General features: G+C 66.4%; 11 protein-coding genes. 5 read left to right on the plus strand and 6 right to left on the minus strand.

Features of this window, described 5'->3' with window-relative positions; translation table 11 throughout:
• Positions 1-102 precede the first annotated feature (102 nt).
• The 4 genes from R2834_05945 to R2834_05960 form a co-directional block, all read right to left on the minus strand.
• Positions 103-2130: a hydantoinase/oxoprolinase family protein gene (locus R2834_05945; protein ID MEZ4699851.1), complete on the minus strand. Its 2028-nt coding sequence runs from the start codon at positions 2128-2130 to the stop codon at positions 103-105.
• Between the two features lie 97 nt (positions 2131-2227).
• Positions 2228-3274, minus strand: a complete 1047-nt coding sequence (hemH, locus tag R2834_05950; protein ID MEZ4699852.1) for a ferrochelatase — start codon at positions 3272-3274, stop codon at positions 2228-2230.
• A gap of 11 nt (positions 3275-3285) precedes the next feature.
• On the minus strand, positions 3286-4695 hold the full coding sequence (gene hemG, locus R2834_05955; protein MEZ4699853.1) for a protoporphyrinogen oxidase: 1410 nt from the start codon (positions 4693-4695) through the stop codon (positions 3286-3288).
• A complete protein-coding gene (locus R2834_05960) occupies positions 4692-5423 on the minus strand; it encodes a chlorite dismutase family protein (protein MEZ4699854.1) in 732 nt (243 codons plus the stop codon). The genes hemG and R2834_05960 overlap by 4 nt, the downstream gene beginning before the upstream one ends.
• Positions 5424-5743: 320 nt before the next feature.
• On the opposite strand from R2834_05960, the gene R2834_05965 reads away from it, so the two are divergent.
• The 5 genes from R2834_05965 (at position 5744) to R2834_05985 (ending at position 16328) form a co-directional block, all read left to right on the plus strand.
• Positions 5744-7351, plus strand: coding sequence for a M1 family aminopeptidase (locus R2834_05965; protein MEZ4699855.1), 1608 nt, complete (start codon positions 5744-5746; stop codon positions 7349-7351).
• A 153-nt stretch (positions 7352-7504) separates the two neighbouring features.
• Positions 7505-9754, plus strand: a complete 2250-nt coding sequence (locus R2834_05970; GenBank protein ID MEZ4699856.1) for a DUF5916 domain-containing protein — start codon at positions 7505-7507, stop codon at positions 9752-9754.
• Positions 9755-9841: 87 nt separating this feature from the next.
• Positions 9842-12562 (plus strand): PAS domain S-box protein, encoded by a 2721-nt coding sequence (locus R2834_05975; protein MEZ4699857.1) that lies wholly within the window; start codon positions 9842-9844, stop codon positions 12560-12562.
• 84 nt (positions 12563-12646) lie between these two features.
• Entirely contained in the window at positions 12647-14854 is a 2208-nt protein-coding gene (locus R2834_05980) for a PSD1 and planctomycete cytochrome C domain-containing protein (GenBank protein ID MEZ4699858.1), read from the plus strand.
• A gap of 16 nt (positions 14855-14870) precedes the next feature.
• Complete coding sequence (locus R2834_05985; GenBank protein ID MEZ4699859.1) at positions 14871-16328, plus strand: DUF1501 domain-containing protein; 1458 nt, start codon at positions 14871-14873, stop codon at positions 16326-16328.
• 106 nt (positions 16329-16434) lie between these two features.
• Here R2834_05985 and rbsK read toward each other — a convergent pair whose 3' ends face one another.
• Both rbsK and R2834_05995 read right to left on the minus strand, forming a co-directional pair.
• Positions 16435-17346 (minus strand): ribokinase, encoded by a 912-nt coding sequence (gene rbsK / locus R2834_05990; protein ID MEZ4699860.1) that lies wholly within the window; start codon positions 17344-17346, stop codon positions 16435-16437.
• Positions 17347-17428: 82 nt separating this feature from the next.
• Positions 17429-19414 carry a CheR family methyltransferase gene (locus tag R2834_05995; GenBank protein MEZ4699861.1) on the minus strand — a complete coding sequence of 662 codons (1986 nt, stop codon included), beginning with the start codon at positions 19412-19414 and terminating at the stop codon, positions 17429-17431.
• Positions 19415-19464 lie beyond the last annotated feature (50 nt).

Below are 19464 nucleotides of genomic sequence, written 5' to 3' on the forward strand. Positions count from 1 at the left end.
AGGGTTTAGTTACACTAAGTCGTGTGCGGTCGGTGTGGGGGATTCTCCCTGCGTTTTTGTGGATAACGGAAGTACCGTTTCGGTTCGGCCCTCGAACGGCGTTCAGCCGCGCGTTTGCAGCCATAGATTGCCCCAATCGTCGACGGAGGCGCTCCAGTTCGGGCTGACGAGCAGGGTGGTGTCGTACTGGACGACGCAGGCGGGCCCCTCGAAGCGGTGCCCGGGAGCGAGCCGGCTGCGATCGTACAGCGGCGTTCGGATGGGCCCGGATTCGTCGTGCCACATGGGTTGAAACCCGCTGCGCGCGGTCTCGGCCGGCGCCGCCGCCGCCGGCAGGCGAGGCCATCCGGGGTCGACGCCCGGGACGGTCAGGCGCATCCGGAGGGTGACGGCTTCGACCTGCGCTTCGGGCATGGCGTAACCGAAGCGCTGCGCATGCCGGGCATGGAACTGTTCGATTGCGCTCCGGATCGATGCCGGCAGGATGGGCAGCGGGAGCGGCGTCTCCAGTTCGTAGCTCTGTCCCTTGTAGCGCAGATCGAGAAAGGCCTCGAGGCGCCGGCCCGGCTCGTCCGTCGGGCGCTGGCTGAGCAGGATGTCGGCGAGGGATGCGGCGGGCGCGGCGAGCAGGTCCGGCCCGTCGAGCAGCGCCGCGGCCGGCTGGAGGACGGCGTGCGAGGCATCGCTGACGATATCGGCCATGAGCAGCCCCAGCGCGCTGAGGACGCCAGGATGCAACGGCACGAGGATGCGGCGCATGTCGAGGGCCTCGGCGAGGTCGCAGGCGTGGAGGGGGCCGGCGCCGCCGAAAGGCATCAGCAGGTAGTCGCGCGGGTCGTGCCCCCGTTCGACGGAGACGCGGCGAAGCGCCCGCTCCATCGTCGCGTTGGCGATGCGGACGATGCCGAGCGCGGTCTGTTCGACGGATTGGCCGAGCTGTTCCGCGAGCGGGGCGATGGCCTGTTGCGCCGCGGCGCGGTCGAGCGGGAAGCCGGCGCCGAACCCTTCGGGCCGCAGCCGGCCCAGCACGAGGTTGGCGTCCGTGACGGTGGGCGCCGCGCCGCCGCGGCCGTAACACGCCGGCCCCGGCCGCGCGCCGGCGCTTTCCGGGCCGACGCGCATCACCCCGCCGGCGTCGATGCGGGCGATGCTGCCGCCGCCGGCCCCGACCGTGTGGATGTCCGTCGTCGGCAGGCGGAGCGGCAGGCCGTCGATGTGGCTCTCCTGGGATCGCGGCACCTCGCCGGGGCAGAGCGCGACGTCGGTGCTGGTGCCGCCCATATCGAAGGTGAGGAGCCGGGGCCGCGCTTCCCCCGTGGCCTGCCGGGCCAGGGCGAAGGCGCCCACCGCTCCGCCTGCAGGACCGCTCAGAACGAGCCGCGCAGCCTGGCCTGCCGCCTGGGCGAGTCCGATCGTCCCGCCGTTCGATTGCATGATGCGTACGGGCCGGCCGTTCAGCGCCCGGTCGAGCCGCCGCAGGTACCGGGCCACGAGGGGCTGGACGTAGGCGTTGACCACGGTCGTCGAGGTACGTTCGTACTCGCGGTATTCGGGGAGGAGGGCGCTGCTGAGCGTGACGTAGGCATCGGGCAGCGCCTCGTTGAGCAGCCGCTCGGTCCGGCGTTCATGCTCGGGCGCGAGAAAGGAGAACAGGTAGACGACGGCCACGCTCTCGACGCCCTCGCTGCGGAGGCGCCCGGCCACGCGGCGGATGGCGGCTTCGTCGAGCGGGGCGATCACGGCGCCGGCGCTGTCGATCCGCTCGGGGATGCCGCACCGCAATCCGGCCGGCACGAGCGGTTCGGGCCGTGTTTGATCCAGCCGATAGAGATGGGGCCGGTTCTGCCGGCCGATCGCCAGGACATCGGCGAAGCCCTCGGTGGTGAGCAGGGCGGTGCGCGCGCCCCGGCGCTCCAGGAGCGCGTTCGTCGCGACCGTTGTGCCGTGCACGACGACGGTCTGGCCGGATGCCTGGAGACGCGCCAGCCCGTCCAGAATCCCGACGCTCTGGTCGTCCGAGGTCGTCGGGACTTTCAGCACGTGCAGGACGCCCCGATCGAGGAAGACGAAGTCCGTGAAGGTGCCGCCGACATCGATGCCGGCCATCGGGTGGGGAGTTGCGGGGTTCACGTCGGCGGGGGCGGAAAAGCCTGTGGTTCGAGGATCAGCGGTAACGCCTCAAACGGATCTCGACCCGCCGTGATTCCTTGGGGGGCTCCGCGGCCCGTCATCGGTGCAGCGTGCGGCCGCCGTTGGTGCAGAACGTGCCGGCGTCGGGCCGGCACCGGCACGGGTAAAGCGCGGGCGCATCCGCGTCGAGCAGCGACTCGACGAGGTCGGCCATCGCATCGATCAATCGGGCATCGTCGTGCGGGACCGGTACCCGGAAAAACGCTATGCCGGCGGCTTCCACCTTTTCCTTGAAGTCGATGTCGAGTTCGGCGAGCGTCTCGGACTGTTCGTGCAGGAAGCTGATCGGCTCCACGACGAGCTGCCTGGCGTCTACCTCGTGGAGGTGGGTTTCGTTGTCCGGCTGCGTCCAGGCGATGTTGCGGTTGGCGTGGTTCTGATAGCCGATCGTATACTGCACGGCGAGCCGTTCGGCGATCTGCCGGCATTGCTCCTCGACGTAGCGGTCGTAGCGGCTGCCGGCCTCGATGTATTTCATGGGCGTCCCATGCGCCGAAAAATAGAGCAGCGTGTCGGGGGCGTGGAGGTCGATGCCCGCCGCGGCGGCGCTGCCGGCGATGTGGTCCGCCCGCATGGCGGTGTAGCCCGGATGGGCGTGCCACCCCGAAATCCCACGGATCGGTCCCTCGAAGCCGGCCTCCGCGGCCGCACTCCAGACGTCGTTGAGTGCGGCGACGTTGGTGGTGAATCCGCACAGGGGATACACGGAGAACCCGATCAGCTGATCCGCCCCCTCCGCGATGGCGCGCTGCACCGCTTCTGCGATGGTCGGCCCGGTATACTGCATCCCCAGATAGGCCCGAACGTCATGCCCCCGCGCGGCGAGGACGTCCTGGATGCGTTCGGTCTGGCGATTCGCCTGTTCGTCGAGCGGCGAGCCGCCTATCGCCTGGTAGTCGGCGATCAGTCCGGGTGCGCGGCGCTCCGCCAGCTCGCGGCATCGGCGGCGCAAGGCGGCTTCGTCCGGATACTGTTCGAGCGGGGCGTTGGTGTAGAAAATGCGTTCGAGGAAGGGGATGACGGCTTCCGGCGTCGGTTCAGCCGGCTCGCCGAAATTCAGCATGATGAGTCCGGTACGGGGCATGCAGGGAGGGGTCAGGATTTATAGAGATAATGGATCACGTTGCGGGCGGCCCGCTCGCCATCCCGGATGCAATCGGGGATGCCTACGCCGTTATAGGCCGCGCCGGCGAGGAAGCAGCCCGGGTGCCGCCGGAGGCCGATCTCGATACCCGCCACGCGGTCGACATGACCAACGGCGTACTGGGGCATGGAGTCGGGCCAGCGCTGGACGACATGGAACAGCGGCCCCTCGACGATGCCGAGCACATCGCGCACTTCATGTACCGCCATCCGGACGAAATCCGTGTCGCTCGTGTCGTTCAGGTTGGGGGATCCCGTCGACCCGCCGATGAAGAGGCGCAGCAGGACGTGCCCCTCGGGGGCGCGGCTCGGGATCTTGGTCGACATCCAGGTGCAGGCGCGGATCGGCCGGCCCTCTTCGCGCGGCGTGATGTAGCCGTAGGCGTTGAGCGGATGCGGGACGTCGGAGGCCTTGTAGGCGAGAAAAACGATCGCCATTGACCCGTAAGGGATCGCGTCGAGCCGCTTCGAGATTTCCGGCGCCCACGGACGCAGCAGTTCCGCCGTGGCGAACGACGGCGTCGCGGCGACAAAGGCATCGCAGGTCACGGCGCGGGCGCCGTCGATCGAGAGGGCATATTTGGTTTTGCGCCGCGCGATCGCGGTGACGCGCTGGCCGGTCCGCACGTCATGCAGCTTGCTCGCGAGCGTCTGCGGAAGGGTACGCATGCCGCCGGCGAGGGAGACGAAGGGCGTCAGGGCATCTTCTTCCGGTTTGGATGCCGGCGTCGCCTGCAGGCCGCGCAGGATGCCGCCGTGTTCGCGCTCGAGCCGGCGGAGCTGCGGGAACGTGGCCATCAGGCTGATCGTGTCTCCGTCGCCGCCATAAATCCCGCCGAGCAGCGGGTCCACGAGCCGATTGAAGGCCTGCTGGCCGAGCCGGCGCGTAATGAAGGAGCCGACCGATTCGTCGTCGTCGTTGAAGCGGGCCGGCAGCACGTAGTCGAGCGCCGCGCGCATCTTGCCGGCCGCGGAGAGCAGCGGGCTGCGCGCCAGCGGACCGAGGCGCGCAGGCACCAGGCCGCTCAGGCCTTCCGGCAACGGGTAGAGCTCCCCCTTGAAGAAGATCCGGCTGCCCGACCGCTGCGGGTCGGGATTGGTGCCGATGATGTCCTGTTCGAGTCCGATCGCCTTGCACAGCCGCACGCCGTCGGGCTTGCGGGCCAGAAAGATATCCGGGCCCCGCTCGATCGTGAAACCGTCCTGCCGGATGGTGTCGATCTTGCCGCCGACCTCGCGCTCGGACTCGATCAGGATCACACGTAGATCCTGGCCTTTGTCCGCTGCGAGGCGCTCGAGGTAATACGCCGCCGACAGCCCGCTGATGCCGCCGCCGATGACCGCTACGGTTTTCTGGCTCATGATGCGCGCCGCCAGACCGCTTTGCCGACGAAAAAGGGGCCCAGCTTCTCCAGGAACTCGGAGGTCTGGCGGGTCCTCCGCATGTGCTGGACGACCATCGAGAGCGGATAGAGCTCCTTGCCCATCAGGCCGGCGATGAAGTCGTTGTCGTTAACGTCCAACCCATGACAGGCCAGCCGGATGTCGTGGGCCGCATCCGCCCGGCCATAGGCCATGCCGATGCCGCCGTGCTCCATCAGGATGGTGCGCTGCTCTTCGCGCGAGAGGCGTTCGAACATGCCGCTGCGCCGGAGCGGATACCAGACGGCCCAGGGCCAGTCGGGATGCGTGGCATGCCGGATGGGGCGATGGAGGAGCACTTCGTCGAGATCGGCTTCGTAGCCGATGGTGTATGTGCGGCCGAACAGGGTGAATTCCGGCTTGAAGGCCAGGTCGGAAAACGGATGGCGCTGCACGAGCGGGCGAATGACGTGGACGAAGTAGTCGGGGTCTTCGCTGAACGTGAGCAGGCCGATGCCTGTCGGGTCGTTCAGTTCTTCGTACAGCACGCCCTTGATTTCGCTGTCCTCGAGTGTTTCGATGATGCGATGGGTGTGCTGGCAACCGCTAAAGGCGAGGAGTTGCATATAGAGCCGGCGATCAGAGAAAATTTCGGTGCCGTCGGCGGCTTTTCCCTTTTCGCTGAGATTCAGCCCTTTCTTTTCAGGAATTGCGATATCTAGTGCCATATCGGTGTCTGGTGCGTCCACGTGCAACCACCGTGACGGCGTCGCATCGGGGTGTTCGCGCGTTCGTGGCGTCGGGCGTCGAACGTAAAGCCGGTCACGGCATCCTGCGGGATGCTCCGGACGGCGCGTGGAAGAAAGTAGAACGGGTCGGATTACGGCTGGAGCCCGTACATGGCTGTTGACGGTTGAACAGAAAGCAGATACCGGGGTTTCTGTCAGCGAACCCGGTGCGAAACCTTGAGATTCGCCCATCCCGGGATCTCATGGCGCCGGCAACGCGCAGCCGGCAGAAACGCTCCGGAAACGAATCAGGTGGGTCGATGCGTCTTCGCGTTTTGATCGTCGTATGCAGTCTGTTTTGCGCGTTCGCGCAGGAACGCGTCGTGGCGCAAGTCGCCGGCGTCGATGTTCTGGATTATGAGTTTCGGATCGCGGTCGACGATGCCTCCGATCGGATCGAGGGCGAGACGTTGATCACCGTCCGCTTCGATCGGGCCGGCGTGGAGCGTCTCACGCTCGATCTGGTAACGGCCGCAGGACCGCGGGAGCCGGGCATGCAGGTCGCCGGCGTGCGGGAGAACGATCGTACCATCCGTTTCGAGCACGCGGCGGACCGCCTGGTACTCCATCTGTCGTCGCCCTCGCAAGCCGCTGAGGAACGAAGGTTCAGCATTTCGTATGGCGGCATACCGGTGGACGGGCTCATCATCGCCAAAAACCGGCACGGCAACCGCACGTTTTTCGGGGACAACTGGCCCAACCGCGCGCGCAACTGGCTGCCGACGATCGACCATCCTTCCGACAAGGCGACGTGCGCCTTTGTCATCACCGCCCCGAATCACTACCAGGTCATCGCCAACGGCCGGCTCGTCGAGGAAACCGATCTCCCGGGCGAGCGCCGCCGCACCACATGGCGGACCGACGCGCCGCTGCCGACCAAGGTGATGGTGTTCGGCGCGGCGCGCTTCGCGGTGCGTTACGAAGGCGAGGTGGCCGACGTGCCGGTGCAGACCTGGGTGTATCCGGAAGACCGGGACGACGGGTTTTACGATTTTGCGGTGGCGATGGACATGCTGCGGTATTTCGACAACCGCATCGGCTCGTTTCCCTACGCCAAACTCGCGAACGTGCAGTCGAAGACCCGCTACGGCGGCATGGAAAACGCCGGCGCGATCTTCTATAACGAAAATGCCATCACCGGCGAGCGGAGCAACGAGTCGACCGTCGCCCACGAAATCGCCCACCAGTGGTTCGGCGATTCCGTCACCGAAGCCGATTGGCCGCATATCTGGCTCAGTGAAGGATTCGCGACCTACTTCGCCGAGCTGTACCTGGAGCACGCGTACGGGCGGAGCCGGCTCGTCGCCGACATGGCGGAGGCGCGCGAGGCCGTCATCCGGTTCTTCCGCCGCAGCCCCACCCCGCTCGTCGACACCCGCACCGACGACCCCAACCAGCTGCTCAATACCAACAGCTACCAGAAAGGCGGCTGGGTGCTGCACATGCTCCGCGGGCTGATCGGCGACGACGCGTTCTGGATCGGCATCCGGAGCTACTACGCAACGCATCGCGACGCCAACGCCACGTCGGACGACCTGCGGCAAGCGATGGAGCAGGCGGCCGGCCAGGAACTCGGCTGGTTCTTCGACCAGTGGCTCTATCGCCCCGGGCAACCAAAGCTGCGGGTGACGCACGGCTACGACGCCGCGAACAAGCAGCTGACCGTGACCGTCGCCCAGCGACAGGCCGGCGCGCCCTTTCGCTTCCCGCTGGATCTCGACCTGGTGACGGGCGGGGACGTCCGCCGGGAACGCGTCCTCGTCGATCAGGCCGAACACACGTTCAGGTTCGAGCTGGACAGGCCGATTACCGAACTGGTGGTGGATCCGGATGTCGCGCTGTTGATGGAGCTCGACCCCGCGCGATAGTCCGTTCGTGAGAGGATGCGGAACGGATGAATCTTCATGCGGCCGGCTTGGTGATTTCGGCAAAAAAACGCGATCATAGGGCCTGCTCCACCCGTCTGCGGCCCGATACGGGCTGTCGAAGCGCGTTATTCCGACTTTTCTTCGCCTCAGCGCATGTCGTTTCCAATCCGTTATGCCCTGGCCGCCGCGGCCCTGTGCCTCGCCGGCACCGCCGCCGCGCAGGTCAGCGAACCGTTTTCCATCCCCCGCCTCCAGGGCCCGATCGAACTCGATGGCTTCAGCGATGAAGCGGCCTGGGAAGCGGTCCCTCCGCTCCCGCTCACGGTCTACCAGCCCGTTCATGGCGCCCCGCCCTCCCAGCGCACCGAGATCCGGGTCGCGTACGACGATGCGTATATCTACGCCGCCGGCCGGATGTACGACAGCGAACCGTCGGGCATACGCGCCAATTCGCTGTACCGCGATGAATATGCCGGCGACGACACCTTTTCGCTGATTCTCGACTCGTTCAACGACAACGAGAACGCGCTGTGGTTCTCGACCACGCCCGCGGGCGTACGCTTCGACTGGGCCGTGGCCAACGACGCACAGGCCCAGCGCGACGTGCGCAATACCATCAACCGAAGCTGGAATACGTTCTGGGACGTCGCCGTCAGGCAGACCGACGAAGGCTGGTTCGCGGAGATGCGCATCCCCTTTTCGAGCCTCCGCTTCCAGGACGAGGACGGCCACGTGGTGATGGGATTATCCACCTACCGGTACATCTCCCGCCTGAACGAGCGGCACATGTATCCCGACATCCTCCCGAACTGGCAGCTCGGGTGGGCCAAGGCGTCCGTCATTCAGGATGTTGCGTTCGACGGGGTCTACAGCCAGAACCCCCTCTACGTCACGCCCTATGTGCTCGGAGGGCGCGGGGAGACGGCGCTGCTGAACGATGAGGAAACCGCGATCGACCGGAGCAGCGGCTGGAACCGCGAGGCCGGCGTCGATCTGAAGTACAACCTCACGAGCAACCTCACGATGGACCTGACGCTGAACACCGACTTCGCGCAGGTCGAGGTGGACGACGAGCAGGTCAACCTGACCCGCCTCTCGCTGTTTTTCCCGGAAAAGCGGCAGTTCTTCCAGGAGCGCGCCGGCATCTTCGATTTTTCCACCGGCCGCACGGACCAGCTGTTCTACAGCCGGCGTATCGGGCTCGACGACGAGGGGCTGCCGGTGCGTATCCTCGGGGGCGGCCGCGTTGTGGGGCGGGTGGGGCCCTGGGATCTCGGCGTCCTCGACATGCAGACGGCCGTGAGCGACAGCCTGCCGGCCGAGAACTTCGGGGTGTTCCGGCTTCGCCGGCAGGTGCTGAACGGCTTCTCGTACGCCGGCGGCATGATGACGAGCCGGCTGGGCAACGACGGCTCCTACAACCTGGCCTTCGGGCTCGACGCCATCCTGCGCCCCTTCGGCAACGAATACGTCACCGTCCGCGTGGCCGGTACGGCCGACAGCGACCTCGCGGATGCCGGCGGCGCCTTCGACCTCAGCCGCGCGAGCATGTGGCGCGCGCAGTGGGAGCGCCGCACCGACGACGGCTTCAGCTACCGGCTCACCGGCAAGCGGTACGGCCCTGAATATTTCCCGGAGATGGGCTTCATCACGCGGGAGAATGTGCAGACCATCGGCAGTCACCTCGGCTACGGCTGGTTCGGGACGGCCGAAAACTGGTATCGCCACGTCGGGTCGGGCCTCGACGTCGTGACCATCATGCGCAACGACGACGCGACGATCGAGACGTTTACGGTGACGGCGCCCGTCGCCATCGAGACGCAACGGGGCGGCCGGCTGACCATCGGGCCGCAGTATTCGTACGAAGACCTCTCCGAGCCCCTGGAATTGCCCGAAGACGTCGAGGTGCCCGTCGGGTCGTACTCGTTCGTCGGCGTCGAGGCGATGGGGCGCGGCTCGAACGGCAAGCTGTTCCGAACGGAGAATCAGTTCTATCTGGGGACGTTCTACGATGGATGGCGCGTCGATCTCGGCGTGGGGCCTCGCTGGAGCGCCTCGAAATACGTGCAGCTGCAGACCGAATACTTGATCAATATGGTCCATTTCCCGGACCGCGACGCGGATTTCAACACGCACATCGTCCGGCTCAAGGCGCAGCTCGCCCTGAATACGCGCGCCTCGCTGAGCGCGTTTGTCCAGTATAGCAGCGCCTCCGATCTGGTCACGTCGAACGTGCGATTCCGTTACAACTTCAGCGAAGGAAACGACCTGTGGCTGGTATACAACGAAGGCCAGAACCTGGACCGCGAGCGCCTCATCCAGGAGGATCGGAATCGTCCGATGCTGCCGCGTTATGAGAGCAGGATCCTGCTAGTCAAATATACCTACACATTCAGGGGATAAGCCCGGACTCCGGGGGTATAGTTTTGGGCCGCGCCGTCGATACTCGGGTGTGATGTAGATGTCGATCCCTAAACCACATCCCTTTCGATGGCGTCACAGGCTTCGGAACTGCGAATTGACCGGCAGGATGACTTATCCAATGAGACAGCGGAGTGGTTCGATCGCCTGTTCCACAACGCGCTCGATGCACGGCTCCGGCTGGATGGCGAAGGCCTCATCGTCGATCTGAACACCGCCTGCGCATCGCTGCTGGGCTTCGAGCGCAAGGAATTGATCGGGCGCCACCTCTGCGATCTGTGTCTCGACGAAGATGCGCAGCGGCTGACGGAAGCGTCCATGGCGATGCTGAGCCAGCCGACGTACCGCCGTTCCTGCCGATTCTCCGACAAACACGGCCACGATGTACCCGTCGAGGTGACGACGTACCGGGTCGAAGGCGAACAGGTGGTCTGGATTCTGGTCGAGCTGCGCGACATACGCGGCAAGCGCGACCTCGCGCAGGAATTGCTCGAATCCCGGATGTTGTTCGGCGACGCGCAGAAGCTCGCCCGGATCGGGTCGTGGAGATTCTTTACGGAGGATAACCGGCTAATCTGGTCAGATGAAGTCTTCCGCATCGCCGGCTTCGACCCTGCGGCCGGCGAGCCCACGATCGAAGACTTCATGCAGCGTATCCATCCGGAAGATGCCGAACAATTTCTGGCCGCGATTGAACGAGCCCTGCAAGTCGGCGAGCCCTACGCCCTGAAGCATCGCCTCCTCCTGCCCGACGGAAGCCTCCGATGGGTCGTGAGCAGCGGAAGCGCGTTGTTTGACGAGCACGGCCAACTGACCAAGCTGATCGGCACGATCCAGGATATCTCCGAACAGGAAGAGGCGATCCACGCCACGTATTCGTCCGAACAGCGCCTCCGTTTCCACATCGAGCAGTCGCCGATGGCCTACATCGAGTGGGACACGAACTTCGAGGTCGTGGAATGGAATCCGGCCGCCGAGCGCATCTTCGGCTATACCCGGGCCGAAGCGCTCGGGCCGATCCCGGATATCGTGCCGGAAAGTGAAAAAGAGAAGGTCGGCGCGCTGGTCGGCGCCTTGCTGAAAGGGGAAGGCGGCGCATACAGTGTCAACAAGAATCAGACGAAGCAGGGCAAGTTCATCACCTGCGAGTGGTACAACACGTCGCTGCGATCCGCGAACGGCGAGATCGTAGGTGTCAGCTCGATCGTGCAGGATATTACCCAGCGCATCGATGCGGAGAAGGCTCTGATGGATTACGCCCGCGAGCTCAAGCAGGCACGGGATCTGGCCGAGAGCGCGACGCGGGCAAAAAGCGCCTTTCTGGCCAACATGAGCCATGAAATCCGTACCCCGCTCAACGGGGTGATCGGCATGGCGAGCCTGTTGAAGGAGACCGATCTCACCAGCGAGCAGCGCGATTTCGTTCAGACGATTCAGGTCTCCAGCGAGAGCCTGCTGGCGATCATCAACGATATTCTCGACTTTTCGAAGATCGAAGCCGGCAAGATCGAACTCGAGCGCCTCTCCGTCTGCCTGCACGATCTCGTCGAGGGGTCGCTCGATCTCCTCGCGACCCGCGCCGCGGAGCATGGGATCGAACTGCTCTACGAAATCGACGAGTCGGTGCCGCCGCGCGTCTTTACCGATCCGACCCGCCTGCGGCAGATTCTGGTCAACCTGCTGTCGAATGCCGTCAAGTTCACCGAACAGGGCGAGATCGAGGTCCATGTCGACTCGAAACCGATCGCCGGCGAGCGCTACGAGATCCACATGTCCGTGCGGGATACGGGGATCGGCATACCGAAAGAAAAGCTCAACCGGTTGTTCAGGTCGTTCTCCCAGGTGGACGCCTCGACCACCCGCAAATACGGCGGAACCGGGCTGGGGCTGTCAATCTCCTACAAGCTGGCGGAGTTGATGGGCGGGACCATGTGGGTTGAGAGTACCGTCGGCGTCGGGACTACCTTCCATTGCACGTTCGAGGCCGAGCCCGCGGAGCCCGGCCCGGATGACATCCCGCCCGTCTTCCCGGTGGCGCATCGGGTCCTTTTTGTCGATGCGCACCCCCGCGGCCGCGACATCCTGACACGCCGGCTCGATGGCATGAATCTCTGGGTGGATGCCTGCTCGGACGAGACCGAGGCCGTCCGGCACATTGGCGAGGTCCATTACGACGTCGTCATCCTGGGGCTGCGCGACGAGGCATCGTTTGAGATGCTGACGGCCGCGCTCGCAACGAGCCGGGGCCGCATCCCGCTGCTGGCCACGCAGTGCATGTCCGAATCGGTGACGTGCCGGCAGGTGCCGGCGGATGCCTACATCCATCGGCCGGTGCGCAAGCGGGGGCTCTTCGAGAAGTTGCAGGACGTGCTCGCCGCCAGACCCGTCGAGGAGCCCGTCGGCTCGTGGACCGCACCGATGCAGGCCTTCGTCGCCGAAAAGCACCCGGTTCACCAGCGGCTCATGGCCAAGATGCTGAGCGACATGGGATGCGACGTCGAAATGGGCGCACCCGCCGGCGCGTTGGACGCGGTGCGCGCGGGGAAGCCGGCGCTCGTGCTCCTCGGCCTCGATGAGATCGAAAACGCCCTGGCGTCCGCGCCGGAGACCCGCTTCGACCGCGGCGCCGTGCGCGTCGTCGCGCTGGCCACGCAGCTGGATGTCGCTCGACGCGCCAAACTCGTCGCCAGAGGGGTGGCGGACGTGCTGCAGATGCCGATCCAGTTGGCTTCGCTCCAGCGGCTCGTGCGGCGGCACGCGGGCCTGGGCGTCGCGCCGGTGGTGGAATAGCCGGCACGAGCCGGCAAGGCGTGACATGTTCGCCGCGGGGACGTAGATTGTAGCGCCCGATGACACGCTACCCGTTCCTCTACCATGCCCTGGCGAACGACCGCTCTTCTGATCCTGTGCGTCACGCTGGTGGCCGGCGGGGTGTATCTCTTTCGCGCCGCGCACGCGCCTCCCGATTTTAACAGCGAAATCCGGCCGCTGCTCAATGGGCAGTGCCTGCGTTGCCACGGCGGCGTCCGCCAGGCCGGCGATTTCAGTCTTCTTTTCCCCGACGACGCGCTCCTTCCCGGCGAATCCGGCCGCATCCCGATCGTCCCCGGCCAGCCCGATTCCAGTGAGGTCATCCGGCGCATCCGGCTGGACGATCCGGAGGAGCGGATGCCCTACGAGCACCCCCCACTCAGCGAGCAGCAGATCGACCTGCTCACGCGATGGATCGCCGCGGGCGCGAAATGGGAAACCCACTGGGCGTACGTTCCGCCCGATCCGAACCTTGCGCCGCCGGCGGTCCGCTCCCGCTGGGTTCGCGGCGGGATCGACCGGTTTGTCTATGACCGGCTCCTCGAGGCCGGCCTGTCTCCGAGCGCCGAAGCCGACTGCTACACCCTGGCGCGCCGCGTCTCGCTGGATCTGACCGGCCTGCCCGTGGCGCCCGAGCAGGCGGACGGCCTCTGCCGCGCGGACGCCGATGCCGCCTACGAGCGCTTCGTCGACAGCCTCCTCGCGACGCCGGCCTATGGCGAACATCTCGCCGCTACCTGGCTCGACCTCGCCCGGTACGCCGACACCAAAGGCTATCGGCCGGATCTGCATCGGGAGATCTGGAAGTACAGGGACTGGGTGATCGAGGCGTTTAATGCCGATATGCCGTTCGATCGGTTCACCATCGAACAACTCGCCGGCGACCTCTTGCCCGAGCCCACCGACGCCCAGCGGCTCGCGACGGCCTTCCATCGCAACAGCATGGCGAACGACGAAGGCGGCTCGGACGATGAGGAGTTCCGCGTCGCCGCAGTGATCGACCGGGTGAACACCACGTGGGAAGTGTGGATGGGCACGACCATGGCCTGCGTCCAGTGCCACAGCCATCCCTACGATCCGTTTCGTCACGAGGACTATTACGCGTCCTTCGCCTTCTTCAACAACACGGCGGATACCGATCACGGCTCGGAACGCCCGCGGCTCGCCGTGTTTGACCCCGTGCTGGGCGATACGGTGCGGACGCCCGTAATGGTCGAGCTCGAGGGCGATGCCCGCCGGACGACGCATGTGTTCAACCGGGGCAACTGGCTCGATCCCGGCGACGCGATCGCGCCGGGGGTGCCCGGGGCGCTGCCGGCGATGCCGGCGGACCTGCCCTCGAACCGGCTGGGGCTCGCCCGGTGGATCGTCGGGCCGGACAACCCCCTCGCCGCGCGCGTCCTGGCGAACCGGCTGTGGGCCGGCGTCTGGGGGAGGGGCATCGTCGAGACCCTGGAGGATTTCGGCAGCCAGGGCGAGCCGCCGACGCATCCCGAGCTGCTGGACTGGCTCGCCGTGCGTCTCCGCACGACGCATGCCTGGCACATCAAACCGTTTCTCAAAGAAATCGTCCTCTCCGCCGCGTACCGGCAAAGCAGCCGGCTAACGCCGGCGCTCCGGGAGGCCGACCCCGACAACCGGCTCCTGGCCCGTGGCCCGCGCACCCGCCTTTCGGCGGAGCAGATCCGCGATCAGGGGCTGGCCGTCAGCGGACTGTTGAATCCCGTGGTCGGCGGGCCGAGCGTCAAGCCGGTGCAGCCGCCCGGCATCTGGAGCGTCCAGCTGCGGCCGCAGATTCGCTGGATCGACGACGAGGACCCGGCCGACCGACACCGGCGCGCCCTGTACACGTACTGGCGTCGCTCGAGTCCTTACCCCTCGATGGTGGCGTTCGACAGCCCGAGCCGTGAATTCTGTATCTCGCGGCGCGTCAGCACGAACACGCCGCTGCAGGCGTTCGTGACACTGAACGACCCGGTGTACGTCGAGATGGCCCAGGCGCTCGCGGCGCGGATGGCGGACGCCGGTCCTTCCCTCGATGCGCAGCTGGCGCGCGGCTACCGCCTCGCCGTCGCCGCGCCCCCATCCCCCGACGCCCTGGAGGCGTTGCGACGCCTGCACCGGGGCGCATTCGACCGGTACACCGGCGCGCCGGCCGATACGCTGGCCGCAGCGGCCGGCCCCGACTATCCCGCCACGCCGGAACGGGCGGCGCTCGTGCAGGTGGCCTCGGCCATCATGAATCTCGATGCGTTCATCGTCAAACAGTGAGAGGCGCCGCAACCGCATGGATCTCGACCGCGAACTCCGCCAGACCTACGGCGCCTACCAGACGCGCCGGCATTTTCTGAGGACCTGCACCTCCGGCCTCGGCGCGGCGGCGCTGTCAATGCTGGCCGGCTGCGGCCAGGGCGCGCCCGACGCTGCGTCGGCGATGCAGAGGGCCGCCCGCGTGGCGCCGAAGGCGAAAAGCGTCATCTTCCTTCACATGGAAGGCGCGCCGTCGCAGTTGGAGCTTTTCGACTTCAAGCCGGCGCTGGCCCGCCTCGACGGGCAGACCTGCCCTCCTTCGCTGCTGGAGGGCAAACGGTTCGCCTTTATCGAGGGCGTCCCCAAAATGCTGGGCCCGCATACCACGTTCGATCGATACGGACAGACGGGCTCCTACGTATCGAACGTGCTGCCGCACTTCGCGACGATCGTCGACGAGGTCGCGTTTCTCAAGGCCATGCACACGGATCAGTTCAACCACGCGCCGGCGCAGCTGCTGCTCTATACCGGCCATGCGCGCATGGGCCGGCCGAGCATGGGGTCGTGGGTGACGTACGGGATCGGGTCGGCAAACGACAATCTGCCGGGCTACGTGGTGCTGGTGTCGGGCCGCGCCGAGCCGAGCGCCGGTAAGAGCCTCTGGGGAAGCGGATTCCTGCCGACGGTGTTTCAGGGCGTCCAGTGCCGCTCGGGCGACGAGCCGGTCCTGTACATGAACGACCCCCCCGGGGTGGATCGCGGAACGCGCCGGCTCACGCTGGACGCCATCAACGCCATCAACCGCCAGCAATACGAGGAGACGCTGGACCCCGAGATCCTGACGCGGATCGAACAGTACGAACTGGCCTTCCGGATGCAGGTGGAGGCCCCGGACGTGCTGGACGTCAGCGCGGAGTCGGAGGAGACCCGGCGGCTATACGGCGCCGAACCCGGCGTGTCGTCGTTCGCAAACAACTGCCTGCTCGCGCGCCGGCTGGTGGAAAGCGGCGTCCGGTTCATCCAGCTTTTTCACGACGGCTGGGATTCCCACGGCACCACCGAATACGAGTCGATCAACTACGGCTTCATGGAGCGGTGCAAGGAGGTCGATCAGGCCATGACCGCCCTCGTCATCGATCTGAAGCGGCGCGGACTGCTCGACGAAACGCTGGTGGTGTGGGGCGGCGAGTTCGGCCGGACGCCCATGATGGAAAACCGCGGCGGCGTATCCAATCCTTACAAGGGGCGCGACCACCACAGCGAGGCCTTTACCATGTGGCTCGCCGGCGGCGGCGTCAAGGCCGGCGTGACCTACGGGGAAACCGACGAGATCGGGTATTACGGGATCGACGGCCAGGTGCACGTCCACGACCTCCAGGCCACCATCCTGCATCTGCTGGGGCTGGATCACGAACGCCTCACCTACCCCTTCCAGGGGCGCGACTTCCGCCTGACGGATGTGAGCGGGAACGTCGTGGAAGCCGTGCTGGCGTAAGGGGTTCAAGGTCTGAGGATCGAGGTTCAAGGTTTGAGGTTTGAGGTTCAAGGCACTGCCTCGCCATTCCTTGAACCTCGATCCTCAAACCTCGAACCACTAATCACTAACCCACCATACGCTCCACCTCTTCCCGATACGGCATCGCATCCTGTGCTCCGGTGCGTGTAGCGGCGAGGGCACCGGCGGCGCCGGCCCAGCGGACGGCGGCTTCGAGCGGACGGTTCTCCGCCAGCGCCAGGGCGAAAGCGGCCGCAAAAGCGTCGCCGCAGGCGGTGGTATCAACGGCCTCGACGTGGAACGGCGGGATCTCCAGGAATCCGTCCCCCGAGACATAGACGCCGGCATCGCCCCGGGTGATGAGCACGGTGCCGGCGCCGAGGCGATGGATCGCGTCGGCGGCCCGGCGGGCGGACGCCTCGTCGTCGATCCGGATGCCGGACAGCCTCTCGGCCTCGGCGAGGTTGGGCGTCAGGAAGTCGACCTCGAACAGCGCGGGAGGGAACGGCGCCCGGGGCGCCGGGGCGGGGTCGAGCAGGGTCATGACCCGGTGGCGGCGCGCGAGGCGCAGCGCGGCCGACGCGGTGGCCAGGGGGATTTCGAGCTGCACCAGCACGGCATCGGCGCCGGCGATGACCGTTTCGAGCGCCTCGATCCGTTCCGGTGTGAGCATGCCATTGGCGCCGGCGACGACGGTGATGGCGTTTTCGCCCGCGTCGTCCACGCCGATCAGCGCGACGCCGCTCGGCGTGCCGGCCGCCACGAGCAGGTGCTGCGTATCGACCCCTTCGCGGCGCAGGCGCTCCGTGAGCGACGTGCCGAACAGGTCGTCGCCCACGCAACCGATGAGGGTGGTCGCCCCTCCCAGCCGGCTGGCGGCGACGGCCTGGTTGCCGCCCTTGCCGCCGGGTGCCATAAAGAACGACGCGCCGTGGACCGTTTCACCCGGCGCCGGCAGCCGCTCGGCCCGGGCCACGAGATCCATGTTGACGGAACCGACAATGACGATGCGAGGCATAGGCGTGGGGATCGTTTTGCGCAAGATACGCAAACAATCCCGCAAGGCGGTGTCGGCTGCCCCAATTCCAGCGCCATGCGGCCTACCGGAAAAGTGACCGTTCCCGCGGCGGCCGATTGGGGCGCAGCTCGGGGAGCGGCGTCGCTTCGGCCGGCGCCCCGTCCTTCGACTGGGACGCGTTGCGCGCATCCAGGTCGCTGATCATCTGCCTCAGCGCCTCGATACCCAGGGGATTGCGGTACGTGAGGTCTCGCACGGCGATCATCATCCCGATTTCTTCCCCTTTCGCGTCGCGCAGCATGCTTACGGCGGTCTCGACGTCGTAGGCGCCGCCCGTCAGCGTCCGGTGCACCTGCCGGCCTACCCACGACCCGGTTTCCACCAGCGCGTCGTGGGCCTGCTGGCGTTCCACCGGCGTGGGCCAGTCGATCTGCAGCAGATCGCTCAGGTTGCGGCCGGCGGCCCGCTGCCGGTCGATGCCGTACCGCTGCGAGGCGGCGTCGTTGGCGAACAGCACCTGGAGCGCTCGGTTCGTCACGATGACCGGGTCGTGCAGTTGATCGAAGGCCTGGCGCTGGAGATCGACCCACTCGTCGGAACGGGTGAAAGTCGTCGTGTCGATGAACGAGCACACCACGCCCATCGCGCCGGCGGCCGGATCGTCCAGCGGGTTGACCTGGATCTGATAGGTCCGCTCGCGGAGCGAAACGGCGCGTTCCGCCGGCAAGTGCGTCCGCAGGGCGTCCGATGCCATCTCCTGCAGGGTATGGCGGACAGGCCACGAGAAGTCGGTGAGCGGGCGCCCGATATCGCCGGCTTCGAGATCGAGGATGCCCGGCAGCCCATGCGAATACAGCCGCACGCGGAGATGGGAATCCAGATGCAGCAGCCCGGTGTTGCTGGCGGCGATGACCTGTTCGAGCTGGGCGTACGCCTCGCGCAGCGCGTCGGTATCGTCGGCCATCACGTCGTGGCTGCCTTCGAGGTATTCCTGGGTCATGCGCGCCCGCTCTTCGCTCTGGAACAGCTCTTCCTTCAGATAGCGGGCGTAGGCGAGCAGGCCGCGCGTCCGCATTTTTTGATGCGCCTCGGTCAGGGAGGCTTCGGTGAGGGGCGCGGGCACATCCGCATCGAGCTCGCGGCTCCGATACAGTCCGCTCGACGCGACGACGTTGTCGAAATAGGCGGAGGATTCCTCCGCGCTCATCGGAGCTCCCAGCAGGAGGTAGCCGCCCGTCCGCAGCCGGGCGTGGCAGGAACGCAGCAGTTCATCCTGGCGGACGGGATCCATCAGCAATACAGGGTTCCGGCTGACGATGAGGTCGAGTTCGTCGAACGCCACGTCCTCGGCCGGCACCCCGTGGTGAAATACCACGCTTTCGCGCACGTGCGGTAGCAACGTGAAGCCGTCCGCGTCTTCGGTGAAGTAGCCGGCCAGACAGGCGTCCGAGAGGTCGTCGGCCAGGGCGCGCGGATACCGGCCTCGGCGGGCCACATCCACCTGCGTCTCGTCGTTTTCGACGGCGTGGATTTCGATCGCGGGCGGTTGCTCCATGCATCGCGCGTACTCGTGGAGGAGCAGGGCCACCGAATAGGCTTCCTCACCGCTCCCGCTGCCCGTCACGAGGATGCGAATGCCCCCCTTGAGCGAACCTGCCGCGAACAGGCCGAGCAGGGCGTACCGTTCGAGCACGAACAGCGATTCGGGATCGCTGAAGAAGCGGGTTGAGCGCACATGCAGATTGCGCCGGAGCTGGGACAATTCCTCCGGATGTGCTTCGGCCATGGCGCAGTATGCGGTGAGGTCGCTTTCGCCGGCCGCCCGCATGCGGCGATGCAGGCGCCGCAGCAGCTGGAGATAGTTCAGCCGCCGGAAACCGAGCGGCGACGTCGCCATGGCGCGCTCGAGGAGCGTCGCAAGCGCCTCCCGTCCTTCCGGTAACTCGGGGGACAGGTTGCGGTGCGTCCGGTCGGTCAGGTTTTCAATGATGCTGAGAAAGGGGGCGGCGGATCGAATCGATGCAGCCGGCGTGCGCGGGGCAGCCGGCTTGTCCAGAGTGGCGAACATGGCGGTAATGAACAACAAGTTGTTTTGAAACAACTCGGGTGCAGAAGGGA

The organism is Rhodothermales bacterium (genome assembly GCA_041391505.1).
GTDB lineage: Bacteria > Bacteroidota > Rhodothermia > Rhodothermales > JAHQVL01 > JAWKNW01.